At 71.6% G+C, this 23,638-nt stretch carries 21 protein-coding genes, 1 tRNA gene and 1 pseudogene; 13 read left to right on the top strand and 10 right to left on the bottom strand.

Annotated features, from left to right (window positions below; translation table 11 throughout):
• Positions 1-67: 67 nt before the first annotated feature.
• Positions 68-493: a large conductance mechanosensitive channel protein MscL gene (gene mscL / locus MMB17_RS21410; RefSeq protein ID WP_238310673.1), complete on the top strand. Its 426-nt coding sequence runs from the start codon at positions 68-70 to the stop codon at positions 491-493.
• 37 nt (positions 494-530) lie between these two features.
• On the opposite strand, the pseudogene MMB17_RS21405 reads toward mscL, so the two are convergent.
• The 5 genes and pseudogenes from MMB17_RS21405 to MMB17_RS21385 all read right to left on the bottom strand — a co-directional run.
• Positions 531-803, bottom strand: a pseudogene (locus tag MMB17_RS21405) (hypothetical protein); the annotation flags it as partial.
• 250 nt (positions 804-1,053) lie between these two features.
• Positions 1,054-1,467 (bottom strand): DUF1236 domain-containing protein, encoded by a 414-nt coding sequence (locus MMB17_RS21400; protein WP_238310674.1) that lies wholly within the window; start codon positions 1,465-1,467, stop codon positions 1,054-1,056.
• Between the two features lie 255 nt (positions 1,468-1,722).
• Complete coding sequence (locus MMB17_RS21395) at positions 1,723-2,463, bottom strand: sigma-70 family RNA polymerase sigma factor (RefSeq protein ID WP_241100209.1); 741 nt, start codon at positions 2,461-2,463, stop codon at positions 1,723-1,725.
• A 133-nt stretch (positions 2,464-2,596) separates the two neighbouring features.
• Positions 2,597-3,439 (bottom strand): class II glutamine amidotransferase, encoded by an 843-nt coding sequence (locus MMB17_RS21390; RefSeq protein WP_241100208.1) that lies wholly within the window; start codon positions 3,437-3,439, stop codon positions 2,597-2,599.
• A 146-nt stretch (positions 3,440-3,585) separates the two neighbouring features.
• Positions 3,586-4,695: a hypothetical protein gene (locus MMB17_RS21385; RefSeq protein WP_241100207.1), complete on the bottom strand. Its 1,110-nt coding sequence runs from the start codon at positions 4,693-4,695 to the stop codon at positions 3,586-3,588.
• 317 nt (positions 4,696-5,012) lie between these two features.
• On the opposite strand from MMB17_RS21385, the gene MMB17_RS21380 reads away from it, so the two are divergent.
• The 5 genes from MMB17_RS21380 to MMB17_RS21360 all read left to right on the top strand — a co-directional run bounded on the left by MMB17_RS21380 (position 5,013) and on the right by MMB17_RS21360 (position 11,690).
• Positions 5,013-7,616, top strand: a complete 2,604-nt coding sequence (locus MMB17_RS21380; protein WP_241100206.1) for an ATP-binding cassette domain-containing protein — start codon at positions 5,013-5,015, stop codon at positions 7,614-7,616.
• A 125-nt stretch (positions 7,617-7,741) separates the two neighbouring features.
• Positions 7,742-8,932 carry a L,D-transpeptidase family protein gene (locus tag MMB17_RS21375; protein WP_241100205.1) on the top strand — a complete coding sequence of 397 codons (1,191 nt, stop codon included), beginning with the start codon at positions 7,742-7,744 and terminating at the stop codon, positions 8,930-8,932.
• Positions 8,933-9,130: 198 nt separating this feature from the next.
• Complete coding sequence (locus MMB17_RS21370; protein WP_241100204.1) at positions 9,131-10,045, top strand: MBL fold metallo-hydrolase; 915 nt, start codon at positions 9,131-9,133, stop codon at positions 10,043-10,045.
• A 78-nt stretch (positions 10,046-10,123) separates the two neighbouring features.
• Positions 10,124-11,527 (top strand): L-seryl-tRNA(Sec) selenium transferase, encoded by a 1,404-nt coding sequence (gene selA, locus MMB17_RS21365; protein ID WP_241100203.1) that lies wholly within the window; start codon positions 10,124-10,126, stop codon positions 11,525-11,527.
• A 70-nt stretch (positions 11,528-11,597) separates the two neighbouring features.
• A tRNA-Sec gene (locus MMB17_RS21360) sits at positions 11,598-11,690 on the top strand.
• A 53-nt stretch (positions 11,691-11,743) separates the two neighbouring features.
• Here MMB17_RS21360 and MMB17_RS21355 read toward each other — a convergent pair.
• Positions 11,744-13,090 carry an L-serine ammonia-lyase gene (locus tag MMB17_RS21355; protein WP_241100202.1) on the bottom strand — a complete coding sequence of 449 codons (1,347 nt, stop codon included), beginning with the start codon at positions 13,088-13,090 and terminating at the stop codon, positions 11,744-11,746.
• A gap of 348 nt (positions 13,091-13,438) precedes the next feature.
• Between MMB17_RS21355 and glyA the strand changes: the two genes are divergently transcribed.
• Positions 13,439-14,743, top strand: a complete 1,305-nt coding sequence (gene glyA / locus MMB17_RS21350) for a serine hydroxymethyltransferase (protein ID WP_241100201.1) — start codon at positions 13,439-13,441, stop codon at positions 14,741-14,743.
• A 100-nt stretch (positions 14,744-14,843) separates the two neighbouring features.
• Here the strand turns inward: glyA and MMB17_RS21345 are convergent, their stop codons facing one another.
• A complete protein-coding gene (locus tag MMB17_RS21345) occupies positions 14,844-15,050 on the bottom strand; it encodes a hypothetical protein (RefSeq protein WP_238310684.1) in 207 nt (68 codons plus the stop codon).
• A 265-nt stretch (positions 15,051-15,315) separates the two neighbouring features.
• Here MMB17_RS21345 and MMB17_RS21340 point away from each other — a divergent pair, with 265 nt between their 5' ends.
• From MMB17_RS21340 to MMB17_RS21330, 3 genes are all read left to right on the top strand, one after another.
• Entirely contained in the window at positions 15,316-16,113 is a 798-nt protein-coding gene (locus MMB17_RS21340; RefSeq protein ID WP_241100200.1) for a cell wall hydrolase, read from the top strand.
• 132 nt (positions 16,114-16,245) lie between these two features.
• Positions 16,246-17,247 (top strand): lipoyl synthase, encoded by a 1,002-nt coding sequence (gene lipA / locus MMB17_RS21335; protein ID WP_238310686.1) that lies wholly within the window; start codon positions 16,246-16,248, stop codon positions 17,245-17,247.
• Between the two features lie 6 nt (positions 17,248-17,253).
• On the top strand, positions 17,254-17,712 hold the full coding sequence (locus MMB17_RS21330; RefSeq protein ID WP_238310687.1) for a type II toxin-antitoxin system RatA family toxin: 459 nt from the start codon (positions 17,254-17,256) through the stop codon (positions 17,710-17,712).
• Positions 17,713-17,833: 121 nt separating this feature from the next.
• Here the strand turns inward: MMB17_RS21330 and MMB17_RS21325 are convergent, their stop codons facing one another.
• Entirely contained in the window at positions 17,834-18,352 is a 519-nt protein-coding gene (locus tag MMB17_RS21325) for a DapH/DapD/GlmU-related protein (protein WP_238310688.1), read from the bottom strand.
• Between the two features lie 359 nt (positions 18,353-18,711).
• Here MMB17_RS21325 and aqpZ point away from each other — a divergent pair, with 359 nt between their 5' ends.
• Positions 18,712-19,446, top strand: a complete 735-nt coding sequence (gene aqpZ / locus MMB17_RS21320) for an aquaporin Z (protein ID WP_241100199.1) — start codon at positions 18,712-18,714, stop codon at positions 19,444-19,446.
• Positions 19,447-19,485: 39 nt separating this feature from the next.
• Here aqpZ and MMB17_RS21315 read toward each other — a convergent pair whose 3' ends face one another.
• Positions 19,486-19,992, bottom strand: a complete 507-nt coding sequence (locus MMB17_RS21315) for a CinA family protein (protein WP_241100198.1) — start codon at positions 19,990-19,992, stop codon at positions 19,486-19,488.
• The gene (locus MMB17_RS21310) at positions 19,989-21,284 is read right to left on the bottom strand and encodes a bifunctional 2-C-methyl-D-erythritol 4-phosphate cytidylyltransferase/2-C-methyl-D-erythritol 2,4-cyclodiphosphate synthase (protein WP_238310691.1); all 1,296 of its coding nucleotides are present in this window, start codon (positions 21,282-21,284) and stop codon (positions 19,989-19,991) included. Before MMB17_RS21310 ends, MMB17_RS21315 begins: the two co-directional genes overlap by 4 nt.
• 127 nt (positions 21,285-21,411) lie before the next feature.
• Between MMB17_RS21310 and dusB the strand changes: the two genes are divergently transcribed.
• Positions 21,412-22,485, top strand: coding sequence for a tRNA dihydrouridine synthase DusB (gene dusB / locus MMB17_RS21305; protein WP_241100197.1), 1,074 nt, complete (start codon positions 21,412-21,414; stop codon positions 22,483-22,485).
• Positions 22,482-23,621, top strand: coding sequence for a two-component system sensor histidine kinase NtrB (locus MMB17_RS21300; protein ID WP_238310693.1), 1,140 nt, complete (start codon positions 22,482-22,484; stop codon positions 23,619-23,621). The genes dusB and MMB17_RS21300 overlap by 4 nt, the downstream gene beginning before the upstream one ends.
• The last annotated feature ends 17 nt before the right edge of the window (positions 23,622-23,638 follow it).

Raw genomic sequence — 23,638 nt, 5'->3', positions numbered from 1 at the left:
TTGCGCCGGCTTTCCTCCGCCGCCACCATCCGCCTCATCGAGTCGAGGGGGGATCGGAGAGGCGGGCATGCTGGAGGAATTCAAGAAATTCGCCCTGAGGGGCAATGTCGTCGACCTCGCGGTCGGCGTGATCATCGGCGCCGCCTTCGGTGCGATCGTCAATTCCCTGGTTCAGGACGTGATCATGCCGATCATCGGCGCGGTCACCGGCGGCCTCGACTTCTCGAACTACTACATCCCGCTCTCGTCCAAGGTTCAGACCGGGCTCGCCTATGCGGATGCCAAGAAGCAGGGCGCCGTGGTCGGCTACGGCCAGTTCCTGACGCTCGCCGTCAACTTCACCATCGTCGCCTTCGTGCTCTTCCTGGTGATCCGGGCGATGAACACGCTGAAGTCGAAGGAGGAGGCCAAGCCCGTCCCCGCCGAGGTCCCGCCGGACGTGAAGCTGCTCACGGAGATCCGGGATCTCCTGGCGAAGCGGCCCGCGGCGTAGGCTGGGCCGGCGGGGTCGTCCCCGCCTTCGGGGCCGTCTCCTGGGCGACCCCGAAGGCGTCGAGGATCCGGTCGAGGGCCTGGCCCACCGCCTCGGTGCCCTCCTCGTGGGTCTTGAGCCGGGTCTCCAGCCGTTCGAGCTGCGGCACGAAGACCTCGGGCACGGTCTCCTCGTCGCCGAGGAATTTCGGCTGCTGCGAGGCCACGGGATAGACGGCGCGCAGTTGCTGGCCGAGATGATCGCGCACGGGCTCGGGAAGGGTGGTGTTCTGCCGGTGATCCGGGTCGAAGTTCGGGTCGCTGCTGGTCATGGCAGAAGTCTCGTGATCGCGGTCATCCTTCCGGACCTTTCAACGGCCTTACCCCGCGATGCGTTTCGCAGGATCCGCGAGAAATGTCCTTCGGTGAACACTAGCTGCGCCGAAGACCGGCCGCCACGAACACCTGCCGCGACGGCGCGAGGTTTTCCGTGCGGCGCGGCACCCGCAACGAGAAAGCCCCGGCACGGGGCCGGGGCTTTCCGAAGGGCCGGCCCGAAGGCCGGCCGGCAGGGCGCGCGACTTACTCGATCACCTCGATGATGCGGTGACGGCCGTCCACCAGGACCGGGCGGTCGTTGACCACGGTGTAGCGGGTGCCGCGGGCGACGCGGTACTCGGAGGGCACGTCGTAATAGGTCACGCCGGAATCGGGCAGGGTCGAGCCGACGGCGACGCGGCCGTCATAGTCGTAGGAGCGGACGTTGCGCTCGCGCACGTAGGAGCGGAAGCGGGGACGGTCGTCGACGCCGAGAATGCCGCCGACCGTACCCGTCGCCGCGCCGACGGCGCCGCCGACGATCGCACCCACCGGGCCGGCCGCATCCGCGCCGTCCCGGGCGCCCTGTTCGGCACCGCGCAGGGTGCCCTGAGCCTGGGCGGTCATCGGCAGGGCGAGGGCGAGGGCCGAAGCCGCGAGAAGGGTCTTCATCTTCATGGAGCGCATCTCCTTGATCTCGTGTCGTCCAAGGTGCCGGCAAGACGCCGCGCGGCACGGTGGGGTTCGGCGCGGTAACGCCCGAGGTCCGGAAAGGGATGCGAAAAAAGATGAGAAAGCGCGGCCGATCCCCGCAGCGGCGTCGTGGCAAAAGAATCTTTTCGGAAAACAGCGAACGGCCGGCATGACGGCGCGGCCGTTCGAAACTCCATTCCAAGGGGCCGCCCTCCGGACTTGGGAGGAAGGCCCGGAGGCTCACGCCTCCTTCGGCATGGCCGACTGGATGAAGCGGTCGGAGGCGAGGTCCTCCTCGTCGTAGCCCAGCAGCTCGGCAAGGCGGCCGCGGGCGCGGCTGACGCGGCTCTTCACCGTGCCGACCTTGCACCCCATGATGGTCGCCGCCTCCTCGTAGGAGACGCCCTCGGCCCCCACGAGCACCAGGGCCTCGCGCTGGTCCGGCGGCAGCTTGGCGAGGGCGGATTGCAGGTCCTCCACGTCGAGCCGGTCGCCCTGATGCGGGGCGGTGGCCAGCCGGGCGGCGTAGGAGCCGTCCTGGTCCTCGACCTCGCGCACGCGCTTGCGGTGATCCGAGTAGAAGATGTTGCGCAGGATCGTGAACAGCCAGGCGTTCAGGTTGGTGCCGGGCTGGAAGCGGGCACGGTGCTGCCAGCCCTTCAGCAGCGTGTCCTGCACGAGGTCGTCGGAGCGGGCGGGGTTCGAGGTCAGCGACAGGGCGAAGGCGCGCAGGGACGGAACGGCGGCGAGCAGGCCGTTGCGGAAATCGGGATCGACCCGCTGTCCCTCCGCCCGCAGCGCGGCCTCGAGCTTCTCGATCAGCTCGGCGAAGCGGGCCGTGGCGCTCTCGTCCGTGCCCAGCGTCTCGTAGACCGTGCGCAGATGGTCGCCGAGATGGGTGCGGATATTGGCGGTGAGGCCGGGCCGGCCCCCCTCGGCATCCGCGGGACGGGCCAGCGTGGCGTCGGTATCGTTGCGCATGACGGCTCTGAACGGTTCGTCGATCAATGGCACGCCGGGCATGGGGCGCGGACACAATTGATTTGTGTTGTAGCGCATCGTGTCCGGCGGTGCATCCCGAGCCCGCGAATTAAGGACAAGCTTGTATTCTACGTCACACTTGTCCAGGGCGCGCCGACGATCCGTCGCAGGGGGGCGGGGCCGCCGGGAGCCGGGGCGCGGCCTCGGCGGGCAGCAGGCGCACCGCCCCCTCCGTGAGAACCAGGGTGTCGCCGCGGGCGAGCTCCGTCCAGGTCTCGTCCCGGGTGAGCGCCCGGGTCGCGATCACGGTGACCACGTCGGTCTCCGTGGTCTCCTGGGCGAAATCGACCCGCCAATCCTCGTCGATCAGGGTGGCCGTGCCGAAGGGGGCCCGGCGGGTGAGGTAGCACAGGCGCTTGCCGCAATGCGCGTAGAGGGTGGCGCCGTCCGAGAGCAGCATGTTGAACACCCCCATCGCCCCGAGCGCGCGGGCCATGTCCGCCACCGCCGCCTCGATCTGGGCGGCCCGCGGCCGGCGCGGCCAGCGCGCCTGGAGCTGCGAGAGCATCCAGCAGAAGGCGTGCTCGCTGTCCGTGGTGCCGATGGGCTCGAACCGCCCGAGGGGCAGCTTCTTCACGCCCTTGAGCTGGCCGTTATGGGCGAAGGTCCAGGGCCGGCCCCAGAGCTCGCGGCTGAAGGGATGGGTGTTCTCCAGGCTCACCCGGCCGCGATTGGCCTTGCGCACATGCGCGACCACGATGAGGCTCTTGATCGGGTAGTTGCGCAGGAGTTTGGCGAGTTCCGATTTCGCGCTCGGCTCCGCGTCGTGGAACGAGCGGCTGCCATGGCCCTCGTAGAAGGTGATGCCCCAGCCATCGGCATGCGGCCCGGTCTCGCCGCCGCGCCGGGCGAGCGCCGCGAAGGAGAAGCGGATGTCGGTGGGCACGTTCGCGCTCATGCCGAGCAGTTCGCACATCGGGATCTTCTGAAGGCTGCGGGTGTCGCGGGGAGGGTGGAGAGGGGCGGGGACGATAGCCAAGGCTCCGGCGGGAAACCAGTTCCGCGGGCGTCCCGCGCCCGCGCATCCAGGGACCGCCGGCCCGGCGCGGTCGGGCGGCGTCCCTAGGGGCCGCGCCGGCGGGGCCGGGGGGCCTCGCGCGGGTCCGGCGCCCGGGCGGGCAGGAGCCGGCGTCCGACGAGGGTCAGGCCGAGGGCCAGGCTCGACAGACCGGCGAGCACGAGCAGGTCCCCGAGGGTGAGGCGGAAGCTGCCGCGGAGCGACGGGGTGACGAACCAGAACATCTCCAGGGCATGGGCGAGGAGCACGAAGGCGGCGAACAGCCGGGTGCGGTTCTCCCCCGGCGCCAGGGTCAGCACGGCGCCCATCAGCACCAGGAGCCCGGAGAACACGCTCCAGGCCAAACCCGCCGAGCCGATCCGGGCGAGATACCAGGCGGTATCCCCGGGCCGGTCGCCCGCCAGCAGGTACTGGACGGCATGCAGGAGGGCCCAGACGCCGAGCAGCACCACGAGGGGGGTGAGCCGGTTGTGCCGCCGCCGGGACGGGCCGACATCGGGCGGCGCGACGACGATCGCCGCCGCCAGCGCCACGCTGCTCCAGGCCGCCATCAGCAGCAGGCCCGAGAGCAGGCCGTGGGACCGGGCCGAGACCGAGAGGATGAGGTCCCCCGCCACCAGGGTCCCCGCGGCGAGGTGCAGGCCGAGGCCGATCGCGGCGCGGGCATCGTCCAGGCCGCCGCCGCGGCCGAAGGGCGCATCGGCCCGGTTGGCGAAGACGAAGGCGAGAACCGTCCAGACCGAGAAGACGAGGAGCACCCGCAGGAGGACGAAGGGCGGCGCGTACCAGCCCGGCACCGTCTCCGGCATGGCGCCCCGCGCCCAGGGATAGAGGAGGGGCGAAGCGATCAGCACCGGCAGCGCCAGCAGGGCCACCACCGGCATCGCCGTGAGCAGACCGCGCAGGGTCTCGAGCAGGGCCGTCTCCGGCTGCGGCCGCCACAGGTCGACCCGCTCGATCATGACGACGACGGGCAGCGCCCCGACCGGCAGAGCCAGCAGGCAGGCCCAGGCGCCGAGATAGGCGATCGCCGCCCGCTGGATCCCGAGCCCGAGGAAGGCCGCGGCCAGGGCGGCCACCCCGAAGACGAGGGCGACGGCGGGCAGCCGGGCCGGATCGAGGAAGAAGCCGCGGGCGTCGCGGGGCCGGCTCATGGCATCCGCTCCCCGAACGAGGGGTCCGGGCCGGATCCCCGGCCGGGACAGGCGATGAGAGGCGAGAGCGGGGGCAACATCGATGCGACCGGGCTTCCCAACCCTCGGTTCCGATCCGTCGCGGGTCCCGGACGGCCCGCGCGGCCTCCGGCCGACGAGCGGTAGCCTGTCACGGCCGCGCGATCCAGAGCGGGCGGACCATTCGGCCCGGGCGTCCGGCATGTGCCGGGACGCGCTTCACGGGGCTCGGCCGATCGTCTAAGGCCGGCCCCGCATGACTGGCCATCGCCCCGCCCGGCCGACCGGACCGGCCCACCATGGAACGTGACCCGGCCCTCTTCGCCTGGCGCGCCGCGCCGGCGCATCACGCGGCCGCGGTCGGGCTCTCCGTCGGCCTCGGCGGGCCGCTCGCGGCCCTCGCCCTGTTCTGCCTGCGCGACCTCGTCGACGCCCTGACCCAGGACGGCACGGGCAAGCTCGCCTTCCTGAAACTCGTCCTGCCGCTGCCCGAGGGCTTTGCCGAGCGCCGGCTCACCCTGTTCGACGGCGTCCTGCTCAGCCCGTCCGACCTGCAGCTCGCGGCGCTGGGCGGGATCGCAGGCACGGCGATCGCCGTGGCCGGGCTCGGCTGGTTCGTCTCCCTGCTCTGCTTCGAGGCCCAGACCCGGGCCACCCTGCGCCTGCGCGCCAAGGCGGCGGAGGCGATCCTGCGCTCGCCGGCGGCGGCGCGGGAGGACGTGCGGGCGCTGCCCGACCTCGTCGGCCGGGCGCTCGCCGCCATGGGCGGGATCGCGGCGGTCGGGATCCTGCTGCCGGCGATGTCGCTGGCCGGGCTGACGCTGGCCGTGGTGCTGGGCGAGCTCGCCGCGCCCCGGCTGGTGCCGGTGGTCCTCGCCGCCCTCCTCGCGGCGGGGCTGGCGCGCATCCTGGTTCTGCGCCGGGCCGGGGCGCGGGGCGCCCTGCGCCGCCGGGAGGCGCAGGCGGCGGAGGAGGGGCTCGGCGACCTGATCCGGCGCATGCCGGCGGTGCGGGCCCACGGCGCGGCCGCCTTCGAGCGCCGCCGCCTCGGCCTGCGGGCGCTAGCCGACCGGGCCACGGTGGAGCGGGCGGAGGCCGGGCTGGCCTATGCCCGCGCCCCGGCGCTCGCCCTGGTCGTCCTCCTGCCGGCGATCCTCGTGGCCACCGCCCTCTGGCGGGAGGATGCCTCGGGCCAGGGCGAGGCGGTGCTCCCCGGGGAGCTCGCCGCGGCGGCGGGCGCCGCGGCCATCGCCGCCGCGCTCCTCGCCCTGGCGCTCCGCCTCTGGCTCGCCCGCCGGGAGGCCGCGCCCCTGCTGACGGCCATCGCCCGCATCCTCGACGGGCTCGAGACCCGCCGCCTGCCCATGAACGGGCGGCGCACCGCTCCCTTCCCGAAGACGGGCAGCCTCACCGCCACCGGCGTCGGCGCCTACGATCCCGGCAGCGGCGAGCGGCTGGCCGGGATCGACGCCACGCTGCCGATGCCCGCCCATGTCGCCATCGTCGGCAGCCGGGGCGGGGGCGCCCGGGCGCTGGCGGCGGTGCTGGCCGGGCAGATCGAGCCGACCGCGGGCACCGTCTCCTACGGCGGCATCGACCTGCGCAGCCTCGACCCGGCGGAGCGGGCCCGCCGCATCGCCTTCGCCGGGCAGGAGGCGATCCTGATCGAGGGGACGCTGCGCCAGAACCTGCTCTACGGCGCCCGCAGCGGCGACCGCGAGGCCTCGGGACTCGCCGACCGCATCGCCATCCTGAAGCTCACCGGGCTCGACGCCTTCGTCTATGCCCGCGGCCTGGAGGCGCCGATCGATCCCGAGGACGAGCCGGCGGCCGCGGCGGCGATCGTGGCCGCCCGCCAAGCCGTGCGCGACCGCCTCGAAGCCGAGGGCATGGCGCGTCTCGTCGAACCCTTTGATCCGGCTCGCTACAACCGGCAGGCCAATGTCGGCGAGAACATCCTCTTCGGCGAAGCCCTCGGCCCCGCCTTCGCGCAAGCGAACCTCGCCGCCCATCCCTATCTGCGCGCGGTGCTGGAGGCGGAGGGGCTGACCGCGCCCATGGCCGAGATCGGCCTGCAGGTCGCCCGCTCGACCGTCGAGATCTTCGCCGACCTGCCGGACGACCATCCTCTCTTCGACGCCTTCTCCCTGTTCCCGGCGCAGGAGCGCGGCTTCTTCGAGGATCTCGTGGCCCGCCAGCCCGATGCCCGCTCCTGGCGGCGCGGCCCCGCGGGCCAGCGCGACCGCGAGCGGCTGATCGGGCTCGCCCTGCGCTACAGCGAGACCCGCCACCGCTTCGGCCTGATCGACGAGGCGCTGGAGGAGCGCATCGTGGCCGCCCGCCGCTCCTTCGCCGCTCTGCTGCCGCCGCGCTTCCGGGCCAAGGTCGAGTTCTACGATCCCGCGCGGCTCACGGCGGCGGCGAGCCTGGAGGACAACCTGCTGTTCGGCCGCGTGACCCAGGGCGAGGCGGGGGCCGAGCAGCGGGTGCGCGCCCTGGTGCGCCGGGTGCTGGCCGAGCAGGGGCTGGAGCCCACCGTCTACCGGCTCGGGCTCGCGACCCGGGTCGATCCCGGCGCGACGGGCACCGGCCCGGGCGGCCGCGCCTCGGCGGGCGAGGGGACGCTGGGCCCCCGGGAGCGCGTAGCGATCGACCTGGTGCGCTGCCTCGTGCGCCGGCCGGACATCCTGGTGGTGGGCCTGAGCCTCGACGAGCGCAACGCCGAGGAGATCCGCGACCGGATCGCGCGGCTGCGCGCCCTGCGGGCCGGGCTCGGCCTGATCGTCTGCCTGCCGGATGCCGCGAGCCTGGAGGCCGGCGCCCCCTTCGACGCCGTGCTGCGGGTGGAGCGCAACGCGCTGGTGCCGGACGCGGCGGAGGCGGCCATGGCGGAAGCCGGCTGAGGGGCCTGCCCTTTGCCGGCCCTCTTCTCAAAACCGCCCAAAAGCAGGAGCATCCGGTCAATCTTCCGCCGTGCGGCGGCCGGCCCCGCGATTCGGCGCAGGGCCGTTCTGTATCCGGGCGGTGCATGCTCCCTCGGTTTGTCGCCCTCTCCGCCTTGGCGATCCTCCTCGCCGGGGCGATTCCGGCCCGCGCCGAGCCCGACAAGGCGCTCGCCCCGATTCCCGGCCCGACCCTCGCCCTGATGGCGGCCAGGGACACGACGCCGGCGGCGCCGCTGCTCCTGCGCGCCTACAAGAAGGAATCGGAGATCGAGGTCTGGAAGAAGGCCGGCAACGGCCGCTTCGTCCACGTGAAGACCTATCCGATCTGCCGCTGGTCGGGTCAGCTCGGCCCCAAGACCCGCTCGGGCGACCGGCAGACGCCGGAAGGGTTCTACACCGTGGCCAAGAGCCAGATGAACCCGCATTCCCGCTACTATCTCTCCTTCGACATCGGCTATCCCAACGCCTACGACAGGGCCCATGGCGGCACCGGCTCGGCGGTGATGGTGCACGGCATCTGCTCGTCGATGGGCTGCTTCGCCATGACCGACAAGGTCGCCGGCGAATTGTTCGCCATCGCCCGGGACGCCTTCGCCGGCGGGCAGACCGCCTTCCAGTTCCAGTCCTTCCCCTTCCGCATGAGCGCGGCCAACATGGCCCGCTACCGCACCGATCCCAATATCGGCTTCTGGCGCCAGCTCAAGGAAGGCTCGGACCGCTTCGAGGCCACGGGCGAGGAGCCGGTGGTGAGCGTGGCGGCCGGCCGCTACGCCTTCGCCCCCTCGAAGGATCCGGCCAAGGAAGCGGAGGCCGTCGCCCACCACAAGAGCGAGGAGGCGAAGATCGCGAGCCTCGTCGAGGACGGCTCGGCGGCCGTGCGCACCACCTATTCCGATGGCGGGCAGCATCCGTTCTGGGCCTCGCTGATCGCCAAGGGCGTGCCCGTCGGCGACATCAGCCGCCCGGAAGCGCTCGCCTATGCCGGCCAGGACGTGATCGTGATCCCGGCCCGGCGCCGGCCGGCCCCGCCGTCGCCCCTGCCCGAGGCGGTCTGGGCGGCGGCGATCGCACCCGGCAGCCCGCTCTCCGCGCAGGCCACCCGAATCGCCGGCTTCGTCTCGGCCTGGGAGGCGCCGGCCCCGGCCTTCGCCCCCCTGGCCACGCGCTATGCCGAATCCTGGCCGCGGATCCTGCGCGCCAGCCTGGACAACGACACCCCCGCCTTCGAGCCGATCGAGGCGGCCCCGCATGTCGCGCAGGTGGCGCAACGGTGAGATGCATCCGGTTCCAGGGCCCTGCCTTCAAAACGCCGTGTGCGTGCACGCACACGAACGGGCATAGGCGGCTCCCACATCCTCACTGTACACTTCGCGCCCGTTACCTTGTCGAACCGCATTCCTGTTGAGATGCGACGACACCGGCGCGACACGAAGAACGCTCGCGGCCTCGCGGCCGGGCGACTGGTATCGGATATGGTTTCTCACCCTTCTTCGGACGACGCCCTTGTCCTTCGTTTCTGGGGCGTGCGCGGCTCCACGCCGGTCAGCGGTCCGGACACCGTCGAGTTCGGCGGCAACACCCCCTGCCTGGAGATCCGCTGCGGCGAGCGCCTGTTCGTGCTCGATGCGGGCTCGGGGCTGGGCGCCTTCGGCCGGGAATGCACCGGGCCGCTGCCGCAGGACATCGACCTGCTGTTCAGCCACCTGCATCTCGATCACACCGCCGGCCTGCCCTTCTTCAAGCCGGCCGTCTTCGATGCGGACCGCACCATCCGCACCTATTGCGGCAATCTCGACGGCGCCTGCGCCGGCGAGGCGCTCGGCCGCATGTTCGCGCCGCCGCTCTTCCCGATCACCCTCGACGTGCTGCCCTGCCGCATCGAGCATCACGGCTTCAAGGCCGGCGAGCCCCTGGTCTTCGCGGACGGGTCGCGGGTCGACACCATCCTGCTGAACCATCCGCAGGGCTCGGTCGGCTACCGCTTCGAGCATGCGGGCAAGCGCCTCTGCGTCATCAGCGACATCGAGCACACCGACCCCTGGCCGGATCCGAGCCTGCGCGCCTTCGTCGAGGGGGCGGACCTCCTCGTCTATGACGGCATGTTCACCGAGAGCGAGTATCCCCGCTGCTGCGGCTGGGGTCACTCCACCTGGCAGAAGGGCGTGGAGCTCGCCAAGGCCGCCGACGCGAAGGCGCTCGCGATCATCCACCTCCACCCGGCCCACAGCGACGCGCAGCTGCGCGCGGTCGAGGCCGAGATGCAGGCGGCCATGCCGACCGCCTTCATCGCCCGGGAGCGGCAATGCGTCGAGCTCGGCGCCAGCCGGGCCGCCCCCGCCGCCAGCCGCGCCCTGCGCCCGCAGCTGACCCTCGCCCACAGCGCCTGAGGCCCGGGAAGCGCGTTCCGCACCGGCTGCCCCGAAAAGCCGGTCCCCCTTCCCGCGCCGATGCCCTAGATCGCGGCCATGACCGCGCCCGCGCCGCCCCACCCCCTCCGCCCGCCCTCTGTCGAGCGGCTCCTCACCGAGGCCGCCGCCGCGCCCCTGGCCGAGCGCTACGGCCGCCAGGCGCTCACCCACGCCCTGCGGGCGGTGCTCGCCGCGATGCGGGAGGGCAGGGCGGCGCCGGCCGCGGAGGCCGCCCCCCTGCTCGCCCGGGCGCAGAGGCTCCTCGAAGCCGAGAACGCGCCCTCCCTGCGCCCGGTCTTCAACCTCACGGGAACGGTGCTGCACACCAATCTCGGCCGCGCGCCCCTGCCGCCGGAGGCGGCGGAGGCGGTCGCGGCGGTGATGCTGCAGGCCTCGAACCTCGAATTCGACCTGGCCCGGGGCGAGCGCGGCGAGCGCGACGACCATGTCGAGGCCCTGATCTGCCGGCTGACCGGGGCCGAGGCGGCCGTCGTCGTCAACAACAACGCCGCCGCCGTGCTCCTCGTCCTCAACGCGCTCGCCCTGCGCAAAGAGGTGATCGTGTCCCGGGGCGAGCTCGTCGAGATCGGCGGCTCCTTCCGGGTGCCCGACGTGATGGCCCGAGCCGGCTGCCGGCTGCGGGAGGTCGGCACCACCAACCGCACGCATCTCAAGGACTATGCGGAGGCGATCGGCGAGCGGACCGGCCTCGTCATGAAGGTGCATCAGAGCAACTACGCCATCCACGGCTTCACCGCAGAAGTGGAGGAGGCGGCCCTGGCGACGCTCTGCGCGGAGCGGGGCGTGCCCTTCGCCGTCGATCTCGGCAGCGGCAACCTGATCGACTTTTCCGCCTACGGCCTGCCCCCCGAGCCGACCGTGCGCGCGGTGCTGGCGCATTCCGACCTCGTCACCTTCTCCGGGGACAAGCTCCTCGGCGCCGTGCAATGCGGGATCGTCGCCGGGCGGGCCGATCTCGTCGCCAAGGTGCGCAAGAACCCGCTCAAGCGCGCGCTCCGGGTCGACAAGATGACCTATGCGGCGCTCGCCGCCGTGCTGCGGCTCTACCTGCATCCCGAGCGCCTGCACGAGCGCCTGCCGGCCCTGCGCCTGCTCACCCGCGAGCGGGCGGCCATCCTCGCCCAGGCCGAGCGGCTCGCGCCGGAAATCGCCGCGAGGCTCGCCGGCCGGGCCGCGATCGGCGTCGAGCCCTGCATGAGCCAGATCGGCTCCGGGGCGCTGCCGGTCGAGACCCTGCCCAGCGCCTGCCTCGCCCTGCGCCCGCCGGAGGGGTCGGGCCGCAAGGGGGAGGGGGCCTGGCTCAAGCGCATGGCCGCCGCCCTGCGCGCCCTGCCCGTGCCGGTGATCGGCCGGGTCAGCGAGGGAGCCCTGCGCCTCGACCTGCGGACGCTCGAGGACGAGGCCGGCCTCCTCGCCTCCCTCGACGCGCTGGACGCCTGATCGCGGGAAGAAATCGTGCCGCAGCCCGGGGACCTGTTGCGGGTCGCCGGCCTTTGCTATCACCGGCGGCGGAGGCGAACGGGGTCTGGTGGCCCCCCTGGTCTTCAAAACCAGCGCAACGCCAACAGCGTTGGGTGGGTTCGATTCCCATCCGCTTCCGCCAGGATCCCGCCACGGCCCCCTCGGCAGGATTCCCCGCCCTCGGAACAGAGGCCGTCAGCAGGCCGCGACGTTGACCGCGAGGCCGCCGAGCGAGGTCTCCTTGTACTTCGACTGCATGTCGAGGCCGGTCTGACGCATGGTCTCGATGACCTCGTCGAGGGTCACCCGGTGCTCGCCGTCCCCGCGCAGCGCCAGGGAGGCCGCCACCACCGCCTTGTTGGCCCCGAAGGCGTTGCGCTCGATGCAGGGCACCTGGACCAGTCCGGCGATCGGGTCGCAGGTCATGCCGAGATGGTGCTCCATGGCGATCTCGGCGGCATTCTCGATCTGGAAGGCCGAGCCCCCCAGCGCCGCGGTGAGGCCGGCCGCGGCCATGGCGGCGGCCGAGCCGACCTCGCCCTGGCAGCCGACCTCGGCCCCCGAGATCGAGGCGCGGGCCTTGATGAGGCCGCCGATCGCCGCCGCGGTGAGCAGGAAGTCCCGGCCGCGGGCATCGCTCCAGCCGGGGCAGAAGTCGCGGGCGTAGCGCAGCACCGCCGGGATGATGCCGGCCGCGCCGTTGGTCGGCGCGGTCACCACCCGGCCGCCGGAGGCATTCTCCTCGTTCACGGCGAGGGCGAACAGGCTGATCCAGTCCATGATCTCGTGGGCGGGGCGGCTGTTCGAGAGCTTCGCGGCCTCGAGGGACTCGTGCAGGCGCCTGGCCCTCCGCCGCACCTTCAGGCCGCCGGGCAGCTCGCCCTCCATGCGCAGGCCGCGCTCAATGCAGGCGAACATCGCGTCGCGGATCGCGTCGAGCCCCGCCTCGATCTCGGGGCCGCTGCGCAGGCTCAGCTCGTTGGCGAACTGGATCTGCGGGATGGTGAGCCCCGTGCGGAGCGTCAGGTCGAGGAGCTCGCGGGCGGAGCCGAAGGCGAAGTCCGGCACCACCGCCGGCGCGTCCGCGGCGGCGGTGTCGGCGACGACGAAGCCGCCCCCGATCGAGTAGCGGACCTGCTCCTCCAGAAGCGCGCCCGCCGCGTCGTAGGCGCGGAAGCGCATGCCGTTGGTATGGAGCGGCAGCACCTCGCTGTAGTTGAAGACGAGATCGCGCTCGGCGTCGAAGACGAGGCCGGGAATGCCGAGATCGCCGGTGCGTCGCAGATCGGCGGCGAGCGGGGTGGTCAGGTCCGGGTCGATCGTCGCCGGATCGTGGCCGAGCAGCCCCAGGAGGATCGCCACGTCGGTGCCGTGGCCGCGCCCGGTCCAGGCGAGGGAGCCGTGGATCTCCGCGCTCACGCGGGCGACGCCGCCGCGCGCGAGGATCGCCTCGCGGAACCGGCGCGCGGCGACCATGGGCCCGACGGTGTGCGAGCTCGACGGGCCGATCCCGATCTTGAACAGATCGAACGTGCTGATCATCGGGTAGAACGCGCTTTCGAACAGACGGATTCAGAGCCGCGGGATGCGGCCCTGCGACGCGACGACCGGCGAACGCACCTTCGAGACCCCCGCAGCCGGGGTGCCCGCAAGGCGCGCTCCCGATCGGGGCGGAACGCAGGAACCGGGCCCGGACCAAGGGTTTCGGCGGGCCGAGGTTGGGGCGGCCTCTGCCTAGTACCTGAATTTTTTTGAATACAAGCCCAAAATCACATGCGGTTGGCCTGTCTCCCGCGAGCGTGTACGACTCGCGCGGAACGCCCCCCGTATACGCCGACGGGACCGAACGGGTGCGTCAGCCCGTATAAACAGACCAATGAGGCCCATCCCATGAGCGCCGGCACCGCCACCGCCCATTCCGCCACCAACCGCTTCTTCTCCGCCCACGTCACCGAGACCGATCCCGAGCTCGCCAAGGCGCTGGAGCAGGAGCTCGGCCGGCAGCAGCACGAGATCGAGCTGATCGCCTCGGAGAACATCGTCTCCCGCGCGGTGCTGGAAGCCCAGGGTTCGGTGCTCACCAACAAGTACGCCGAAGGCTATCCGGGCCGGCGCTACTACGGCGGCTGCCAGTTCGTGGACATCGCCGAGAACCTCGCCATCGACCGCGCCAAGCGGCTGTTCGGCTGCGAGTTCGCCAACGTGCAGCCGAATTCCGGCTCCCAGGCCAACCAGGGCGTGTTCATGGCCCTGATGCAGCCCGGCGACACCTTCCTCGGCCTCGACCTCGCCGCCGGCGGCCACCTCACCCACGGCGCCCCGCCGAACGTCTCGGGCAAGTGGTTCAAGCCGGTCTCCTACACCGTGCGCCGGGAGGACCAGCGCATCGACATGGAGCAGGTCGAGCGCCTCGCCCAGGAGCACAAGCCGAAGGTGATCATCGCCGGCGGCTCGGGCTATCCGCGCCACTGGGACTTCGCCAAGTTCCGTGAGATCGCCGATTCCGTCGGCGCCTACTTCTTCGTCGACATGGCCCACTTCGCCGGCCTCGTCGCCGCGGGCCTGCATCCCTCGCCGTTCCCCCATGCCCACGTCGCCACCACGACGACGCACAAGACCCTGCGCGGCCCGCGCGGCGGCATGATCCTCACGAACGACGAGGCGCTGGCCAAGAAGTTCAACTCGGCGATCTTCCCCGGCCTGCAGGGCGGCCCGCTCATGCACGTCATCGCCGCCAAGGCCGTGGCCTTCGGCGAGGCCCTGACGCCGGAGTTCAAGGTCTACGCCAAGCAGGTGATCGACAACGCCAAGGCGCTCGCCGACACCATCATCTCGGGCGGCTACGACATCACCTCGGGCGGCACCGACAACCACCTGATGCTGGTCGACCTGCAGCGGAAGGGCCTGACCGGCAAGGCGGCCGAGGCCGCGCTGTCGCGCGCCCACATCACCTGCAACAAGAACGGCGTGCCCTTCGACCCGCAGAAGCCGACCATCACCTCGGGCATCCGCCTGGGCACCCCGGCGAGCACCACCCGCGGCTTCGGCGTGGCCGAGTTCAAGCAGGTCGGCGGCTTCATCGTCGAGGTGCTGAACGGGCTGGCCGAGAAGGGCGAGAGCGGCGACGCCGCGACCGAGGCCAAGATCAAGGAGCAGGTCCACGCGCTGACCGACCGCTTCCCGGTCTACGGCTGAGCCCGACCTCACAAGCCAACGCGCGAAGGCCGCGGATCGCAGGATCCGCGGCCTTCGCCGTTTCGGAACCGGAATCGCAGGGCCGCCGTAGATCCGGGGATCAGGCGGCCACCACCGCCACGCTCTCGGCCGGCCTCTCGCCGGCGCCCGGGTGGCGGCGGCCCGAGTAATAGAGGCCGATGGCGTTCCAGAAGGCCTCGCGCTCCTCGCGGCTGAAGCGCTGAAGGGCCGCCTCCAGCGCCTCGCGCCCGGCCTTGGAGGCCTCGTCGCGCAGACGTTCGTCCATCATCGCCGTGCTGTCCGACATGACCGCTCCCTTCCCGCCTGCGCCGAAGGACGGCGCCGTTCGAGGGAACCCTGAAGTCCGTCCCACGGATCCGGCGGACCGGTGTTTTTCGGGGGTCGACCGCCCTCACCGGTTGACCCCTCGGGCGCGTGGCCGGGACCGTGTGCGAAAAGTCACACACATTTTGGAATCGAAGGTCAGGCTTAACGGTTCCTTTGCGCTTCGACCTTAGCCGTTGCACCCTGGGGTTCCGGGGCCGTCCCGGGACAATCGCTGAGGAGCCTGCATGCGGTTCGACCGACGCATCCAAACCGGCATCGTCCTGGCCACGCTGACGGCGGGCCCCGGACTCGGCGGATGCGGCGTTCTGCGCCCGCAGGAGATGACCACCGGCTCCATCGCCCCCAACGCCAAGGTCGTCGCCGCGCCGACCAGGGCGGATAAGGAGTGCCTCGCCCGGGCGATGTACTTCGAATCGAACCGGAGCGACGAAGAGGGCCTGCTCGCCGTCGGCACGGTGGTGATGAACCGCCTCGATTCGCCGAAATATCCGGGCAGCGTCTGCGAGGTGGTCGGCCAGAAGCGCCAGTTCGCCACCGGCGTGCTCAACCGCGCGGTCCGCGACCAGGACCGTCCGCGCATCGAGAAGGTGGCCGACGCGCTGCTCTCCGGCCAGCGCCATTCCGGCGTCGGCCAGGCCCTGCACTTCCACACCGCCGGGCGCAGCTACCCCTACGACAACATGCATTACGTGGCGCAGGCCGGCGGCAACGCCTTCTACGAGAAGAGCGACCGCGAGGGTTACCTGCCCGCCCCCATCCCCCATGCCGTGGTGCGCACCGCCACCGGCTCCCTGGTGCCGCTCCAGGTCGCCGCGCTCTCCGACGCGACCCTCGTGCCGAGCACCCCGAAGGCCCCCGGCCTCGCCCCGGTGGCCGCGCCGGTCGCGGTCGCGCAGGCCCCGGCGCTGCCCGCCCGCGTGCCCACGCGCTACGCCTCCGCGCCCGGCAGCGCCCACGCCCGGCACGCCACGGTCGACCCCGCCCGCAACATCTGCCGCGTCGCCGACGAGCAGTGGGGCTGACGGAGGCCGCGTTCTGTCGCGGCCGTTCCCCGCGCGGGTTTGCGGGCCGGCGCCGGGCGCCTTAAGTCAGGGCTGACCGATCCGGTTCGTGCTGGCTGGCGCGGATCGCCCCGCCTGAGCGCCCCGAGAGCCATGGCCGTCGTCCTCGACCTCCTCAACAACGACACCCGCACCCGGCTGCCGGAGGCGGCGCGGCCGCGCCATCCGGAGAAGGCGCACCGCCCCGACACGCCGATCCAGCGCAAGCCGGACTGGATCCGGGTGAAGGCGCCGGGCTCGAAGCTCTGGGCCGAGACCAAGGAGATCGTGCGCGCGAACAAGCTCGTCACGGTCTGCGAGGAGGCGGGCTGCCCGAATATCGGCGAGTGCTGGGAGAAGCGGCACGCCACCTTCATGATCATGGGCGACACCTGCACGCGGGCCTGCGCCTTCTGCAACGTGCGCACCGGCCTGCCCGAGGGGCTCGATGGCGACGAGCCGCAGAAGGTCGCCGACGCCGTGGCCAAGCTCGGCCTGCACCATGTCGTCGTCACCTCCGTCGACCGGGACGACCTGGCCGATGGCGGCGCGGAGCATTTCTTCCGCACCATCCGCGCGATCCGCGCGACGAGCCCCGGCACCACGGTCGAGATCCTGACCCCCGACTTCCTGCGCAAGAAGGGCGCCCTGGAGCGGGTGGTCGAGGCGCGGCCCGACGTGTTCAACCACAACCTGGAGACGGTGCCGGGCAAGTACGTCACCGTGCGGCCGGGGGCGCGCTACTTCCACTCCGTGCGGCTCCTGCAGCGGGTGAAGGAACTCGATCCGACCATCTTCACCAAGTCCGGCATCATGGTCGGTCTCGGCGAGGAGCGGAACGAGGTCGTGCAACTCATGGATGATCTGCGCTCGGCGGATGTGGACTTCCTGACCATCGGTCAGTACCTGCAGCCGACCCGCAAGCACCACGAGGTCGTGCGCTTCGTGCCGCCCGACGAGTTCAAGGCCTACGAGACGACCGCCTATGCCAAGGGCTTCCTCCTGGTCTCGGCGACGCCCCTGACCCGCTCGTCGCACCATGCGGGCGAGGATTTCGCCCGCCTGCAGGCGGCGCGCCTCGCCAAGCACGGGGCCGCGCCCCTCGCAGGCGCCTGAACCCCGATGCCGTCCTTCCGCATCACCAAGCACGTCCGCCACACGCCCGAGCAGATGTACGATCTGGTCGCGGATATCGAGCGCTATCCGGAATTCCTGCCGCTCTGCGAATCCCTGCGCGTGCTGCGCCGGCAGGAGGGGCCGAACGGGACGCAGGTGGCGGTCGCCGAGATGGGCGTCGGCTACAAGGCGATCCGCGAGCGCTTCACCACCCGGGTCACCCTCGACCGGGCCAACCTGAAGATCACCGCCGAGTATATCGACGGGCCGTTCCGGCATCTCGAGAATCGCTGGGGCTTCCGCCCCGGGGCCAAGGGCGGCTGCGACATCGACTTCTTCATCACCTACGAGTTCAAGAGCTTCGCCCTCGGGCTCCTGATGGGGAAGATGTTCGACAAGGCGTTCCGCAAGTTCACCGACGCCTTCGAGAGCCGCGCCGACCGCATGTACGGCGTGCCGGCCTGAGGCCTCCTGCCCCCCGCCGGAAGGGGCGACGGCCACGGCGCGAGGCGCAGCCTCAGCGCATCCCATCGGGGTCGACCTGCCGCGGCGATGGCCCGGCCTCCGGCCCTTCGACCGCCGGGGCCTAAACCGCGAATTCTTCCAGAACCTTGATGCGCTTGGCGGGAACGCCGGCCGCGAGCACGTTGCTCTCGATGTCCTTGGCGACGACCGAGCCGGCACCGATCACCGAATTCTCTCCGATGGACACGCCGGGAAGGATCTTGCATCCGGCCCCGATCCAGACGTTGTCGGAGATCGTGACCGGCTTGTGATAGGAATTTCTTTTATTGAGCTCGTGATTGAACCAATGCCCGGCCGTATCGATCGAGACATTGGGCCCGATATTGCATCGATTGCCGATGAATACCTGCGCCTTCGAGGCAGATATGCGGCAGTGATACCCGATGAAGCAATCCCTGCCGATTGCGATTTGCCGCAGCGTTGGCCGCCTGAAGCTGAATTCGAGGATCAACGGGCCGGAAATGCGCGTCTCCCGATCGATCGACAACCCGGCCAGCCGGTAGAGGAACACGCGCATATAATCCAGCGCATGAAAGCGCGGGATGGCATTGGCCACACAGACCAGAAGATATTTCAGCATCTCGAAAGCTGGTCTCATGATCAAATGCCCTCTAGCAGCGAATATAATCTATAGTTGTATTTAAAAAAGTAAAATACCCTCGGTTGCGTACGCGCGAATGCCTTGGAGTCCTCGCTTTTTATCAGCAAAAATCACGCCGGAAAACCAGAAGTATTGTGCGATCAAGGACGTACCTTCCTCCCCATGCCATCGCCCATGCGTTCGCAGGAGCCGCCGGGGCTTCGCGGAGCGCGCTGGGGCCGGGGGCCGGCCTCGCATCGGCGATGGTCTGCAAGGACCTTGATTTCGTCCGCCCGAAGGCTCTTCCTCCAAGAACTGGCGCGCCCCGACGACGCTCCTGACAAGAGTTGGAGGCCATCATGGATCACGATACGCAGAAACGGGCCGCAGCCGAGTTCTTCGGAACCTTCTGGCTGACCTTCGGCGGCTGTGGCGCCGCCGTCCTGTCGGCCGCCTACCCGACCCTCGGCATCGGATTTCTCGGCGTCGCCCTGGCCTTCGGCCTGACCGTCCTGACCATGGCCTATGCCGTGGGCCACATCTCCGGCGGACACTTCAATCCCGCGGTCACGCTGGGGCTGTGGTCCGCGGGACGCTGCGCCAACCGGCACGTCCTGCCCTACATCGTCGCGCAGGTCCTCGGCGCGATTCTCGGCGCCGGCATCCTCTTCATGATCGCCTCCGGGAAGGCGGGCTGGCAGCCCAACGGCTTCGCCTCGAACGGCTACGGCGCCCTGAGCCCCGGCCAGTACGAGCTGGCGGCCTGCTTCCTGACCGAGTTCCTGCTGACCTTCTTCTTCCTGTTCATCATCATCGGGACGACCTCGAAGGGGGCGGCGGTGGGCTTTGCCGGCATTCCCATCGGCTTCGCCCTGGTGCTGATCCACCTGATCTCGATCCCGGTCACCAACACCTCGGTCAATCCGGCCCGCAGCACCGGGACGGCCTTCTTTGCCGGGGGAGAGTACGTTGTGCAGCTCTGGCTGTTCTGGCTCGCCCCGATCCTCGGCGCGGTCGTCGCGGGGGCCCTGGCCAAGTGGCTCTACGAGCCGGCCATCGCCCTCGAAGCACCGATCAAGGAGCACGCCGTCTGAGAGGATGTCCCGCGCCTGACCTTGCGACCGGAGCGCGGGTCAGGCGCCCTCGCCGGCGAGGGCGTCCTCGAGCAGCGCCAGCGCCTGCTCGACCGAGAGCCGGCGGATCTCGCCGCGCCCGGGATCCCCGAACCGGCGCGCCACGTGGCGCGTCGCCCCGTCCCGGACGGCGAGCCCGAAATGCACGAGGCCGACCGGCTTCTCCGCGCTGCCCCCGCCCGGGCCGGCAATGCCGGTGACGGCGACCGCGAGATCGGCGCGGGAGGCGGCGAGCGCCCCCTCCGCCATGGCGCGGGCCACGGGCTCGCTCACCGCGCCATGGGCCGCGATGAGCGCCATCGGCACGCCGATCGATTCGGCCTTGGCTTCGTTCGAATAGGTGACGAAGCCGCGCTCCAGCACGGCGGAGGAACCCGGCACGGCAGTGATCAGCCCGGCCACCAGGCCGCCCGTGCAGGATTCCGCCGTCGCGAGCGTCTTGCCTGCCGCCCCGTAGGCCCGCACCAGCGCCTCGGCGCGGGCGAGCAGGGCGGCGTCGGCGATCACGCGCGGCGCGCGGCCGTCTCCGCCGCGTCGTCGAGGGGCGGGCATTCCTCCGGCAGGCGCACGGTGGCGGCGGCCTGGGCGGCGAGCCCCTCGGCCCGGCCGACGAAGCCGAGCTTCTCCGTGGTGGTCGCCTTGATCGAGACTGCAGTGAGCGGCACGCCGGCGATCGCGGCGATGCGGGCGCGGATCGCCTCCCGGTGCTGGCCGATGCGCGGCGCCTCGGCGAGCACGGTGATGTCGAGATGGTCGATCTTGCCGCCGCGGGCCCGCACCAGCGAGCAGGCATGGGCCAGGAACTGGTCGGAAGCGGCGCCGCGCCATTTCTCGTCGGAGGGCGGGAAATGGGTGCCGATATCGCCGTCGGCGATGGCGCCGAGCAGGGCGTCGGTCAGGGCGTGGAGGGCCACGTCCCCGTCGGAATGGGCGAGCACGCCGCGATCGGCGGGAATCCTCACGCCGCCGAGCCAGACATGGTCGCCCTCCGTGAAGGCGTGGACGTCGAAGCCGGTGCCGAGGCGGGTCACGTAAGCAGTCATCGCCGTATCAGATACCCCGCCGGCGGGGCCGGAGAAAGTCCGGTCCGCGTCGATCAGGTCCGCGGCCTGGGTGATCTTGCGGTTGCGGGCATCGCCCTCGAACACGACCACGGGCAGGCCGGCCCATTCCGCCAGCGCCCCGTCGTCGGTGAAGCCGTCATGGCCCTCGGCCTGCGCCCGGCGATGGGCCTCGATCAGGGGGGCGAAGCGGAAGCTCTGCGGGGTCTGCACCGCGCGCAGCCGCTCCCGGGCCGGCGTCTCGTGGACGCGGCCGATGCCCGGCGCCACGTCCTCCACGAGCTTGATCGTGTCCGAGACGGCCACGCCCGGCACCGCGGCGCCGTGGTCGCGCCCCGCCGCCACGGCCCGGTCGATCAGGGCCTCGTCGACATAGGGGCGGGCGGCGTCGTGCACGAGCACGAGATCCGGGGCGCCCGCCGCGGCCAGCGCCTCCAGCCCGGCCCGGACCGAGCCCTGGCGCGTGGCGCCGCCGGGCACCGGCTCCGCGAGCTTCCCGCGGGCGGCCGAATCGAGGTCCTCCAGGCATTCCGCGTAGAAGGCGGCGGCGTCCGGCGCGATCACCGGCTGGATCCGGGCGATGCCCGGATGCCGGGCCAGAGCCGCCAGCGTCCGCGTCAGCACGGCCCGGCCGCCGACCCGGCGATACTGCTTGGGCACGTCGCCGCCGATGCGCACGCCCTTGCCCGCCGCCACCACCACCGCGGCAATCTCCGGCCTCGCGGCGCGCTCGGACATGACGAAGCCTCGAATTGCAAAAATAACAGGGACGGTCCAGGTGCCGCGCTCTTAGGCTCGGGATGACGCGAAGGCAAACGAACGAAGCGCTTGCGTCCGGCTCCGCTTTGGCTATTTATTGTGCAGAATGATCGCTGACCATTATTTGAGCGTCGTCGGGGGCGCGGGACGGGCCGAGGGGGCGAGCCCGGATGCGGCGACCGGCGCCGCGCCGGTCGTCCTGCTCGCCCCGCTCTCGGGCGTCACCGACCTGCACATGCGGCGCATCGCCCGCCGCCTCGGGGCGAGCGCCGTGGTCTCCGAGATGGTGGCCGCGGCCGAGTTCGCCCGCGGCGAGGCGGAATCGCGGCTGCGGGCGGAGGGCGCCGGGGTCTTCCCCCACATCGTCCAGCTCGCCGGCTGCGCCCCCGAGCCGATGGCACAGGCCGCCCGGCTGGCGGTCGACAACGGCGCCGACGTGATCGACATCAACATGGGCTGCCCGGCCAAGACCGTCACCGGCGGGGAGGCGGGCTCGGCCCTGATGCGCGACCTCGACCACGCGGCGCGTCTCCTCGCCGCCGTGCGGGCGGCTGTCAACGTGCCCGTCACGGTGAAGATGCGCCTGGGCTGGGACCAGGCCAGCCTCAACGCCCCCGCGCTCGCCCGCCGGGCCGAGGGCCTGGGCCTGAACGCGGTCACCGTCCATGGCCGCACCCGGCAGCAATTCTACAAGGGCCGGGCCGATTGGGGCGCGATCCGCGCCGTGGTCGAGGCCGTGCGCATCCCCGTCTTCGCCAACGGCGATATCGGCGCGACCGCGGAGGCCCGCGCCTGCCTCGCCGCCTCCGGCGCGGCCGGGGTGATGGTCGGCCGGGCCGCCGTGGGCCGCCCCTGGCTCGTCGGCGCCCTCGCCGACGCCCTGGCCGGCCGGCCGGAGCGGGTCCTGTCCCGGGCCGAGCGGGCGGATCTCGCCACCGAGCATTACGAGGGGCTGATCGCCCTCTACGGGGCCGCCATGGGCGTGCGCCACGCCCGCAAGCATCTGGCCGCCTATGTCGAGGCGGCCGGCCCCGGCGCCCTGGCGCCCGAGGAGCGGCAGCGGCTCCTCACCACCACCGATCCGGCGCTCGCCCGCGCGCTCCTGCGGCGCGCCTTCCTGGAACCCCGGCACGGCCGGGCCGAAACCGCGGCCGGCACGCCGCTCGTCGAGGCCGCATGAACGAGACGGACGAGGGGGCGCCCCCCTGGGGCGACCAGCCCGCGGCGGAAGCCGTGCTCAACGCGCTGCCGCTGCCGGTGCTCACCATCGGCCCGGACGAGCGCATCCTGCGGGTCAACCACGCCGCGGAGCTGTTCTTCGACGCCTCGGCCCGGCTGATGCGCAGAGGACGCCTGCGCGACATCATCCCCTTCTCCTCGCCGATCATCGCCCTGGTCGCCGAGGTGCGCCGCCGCCGCTCCAGCGTGGCGGAGTACCGGGTCGAGCTGACCCAGCCGCGCTCCGGCCAGGAACGCAGCGTCGACGTCTTCGCCACCCCCCTGCGGGACGAGGACGAATCGGTGGTGCTGATGCTCCAGGAGCGCACCATCGCCGACAAGATGAACCGGCAGCTCACCCATCGCGGCGCGGCCCGCTCGATGATCGCCCTCGGCGCCATGCTGGCCCACGAGATCAAGAACCCGCTCGCCGGCATTCGCGGCGCCGCCCAGCTCCTCGAGCAGTCCGGCGAGGAGGAGGACCGCATCCTCACCCGGCTGATCTGCGACGAATCCGACCGGATCGTGCGCATCGTCGAGCGCATGGAGCTGTTCGGCGAGGAGCGCCCGGTCGAGCGCGGGGCGGTCAACGTGCACGGGGTGCTCGACCAGGTGAAGCGCTCGGCCCAGTCGGGCTTCGCCCGTCACATCCGCTTCGTCGAGAATTACGATCCCTCCCTGCCGCCGGTGCTCGGCAACCGCGACCAGCTGATCCAGGTGATTCTCAACCTCGTGAAGAACGCCACCGAAGCGATCGGCGCGGACGCGGTCGACGGCGAGATCACCCTCTCGACGGCCTTCCGCACGGGCCTGCGCCTGCAGGTGCCCGGCTCGCGCGAGCGCGTCAGCCTGCCGATCGAGGTGGCGGTGCGGGACAACGGCCCGGGCATCCCGCCCGATCTGCTGCCGGACCTGTTCGACCCCTTCGTCACCACCAAGGCACAGGGGACCGGCCTCGGTCTTGCTTTGGTGGCCAAGATCGTCGGCGACCACGGCGGGATCGTCGAATGCGATCCCGCCCCCCGCCGAACCGCCTTCCGCATCCTCCTGCCCATGTCGAGCGCCCGAGACGGGCGCGAGTCCAGCGTGGATCCGTGATCCCCGGAGCCCCGAGT

The sequence above is a fragment of the Methylobacterium organophilum genome (assembly GCF_022533465.1).
In the GTDB taxonomy this organism is placed as follows: domain Bacteria; phylum Pseudomonadota; class Alphaproteobacteria; order Rhizobiales; family Beijerinckiaceae; genus Methylobacterium; species Methylobacterium organophilum.
Note: the sequence above shows the minus strand (reverse complement) of the source record. Positions and strands in the feature narration are given on the sequence as shown.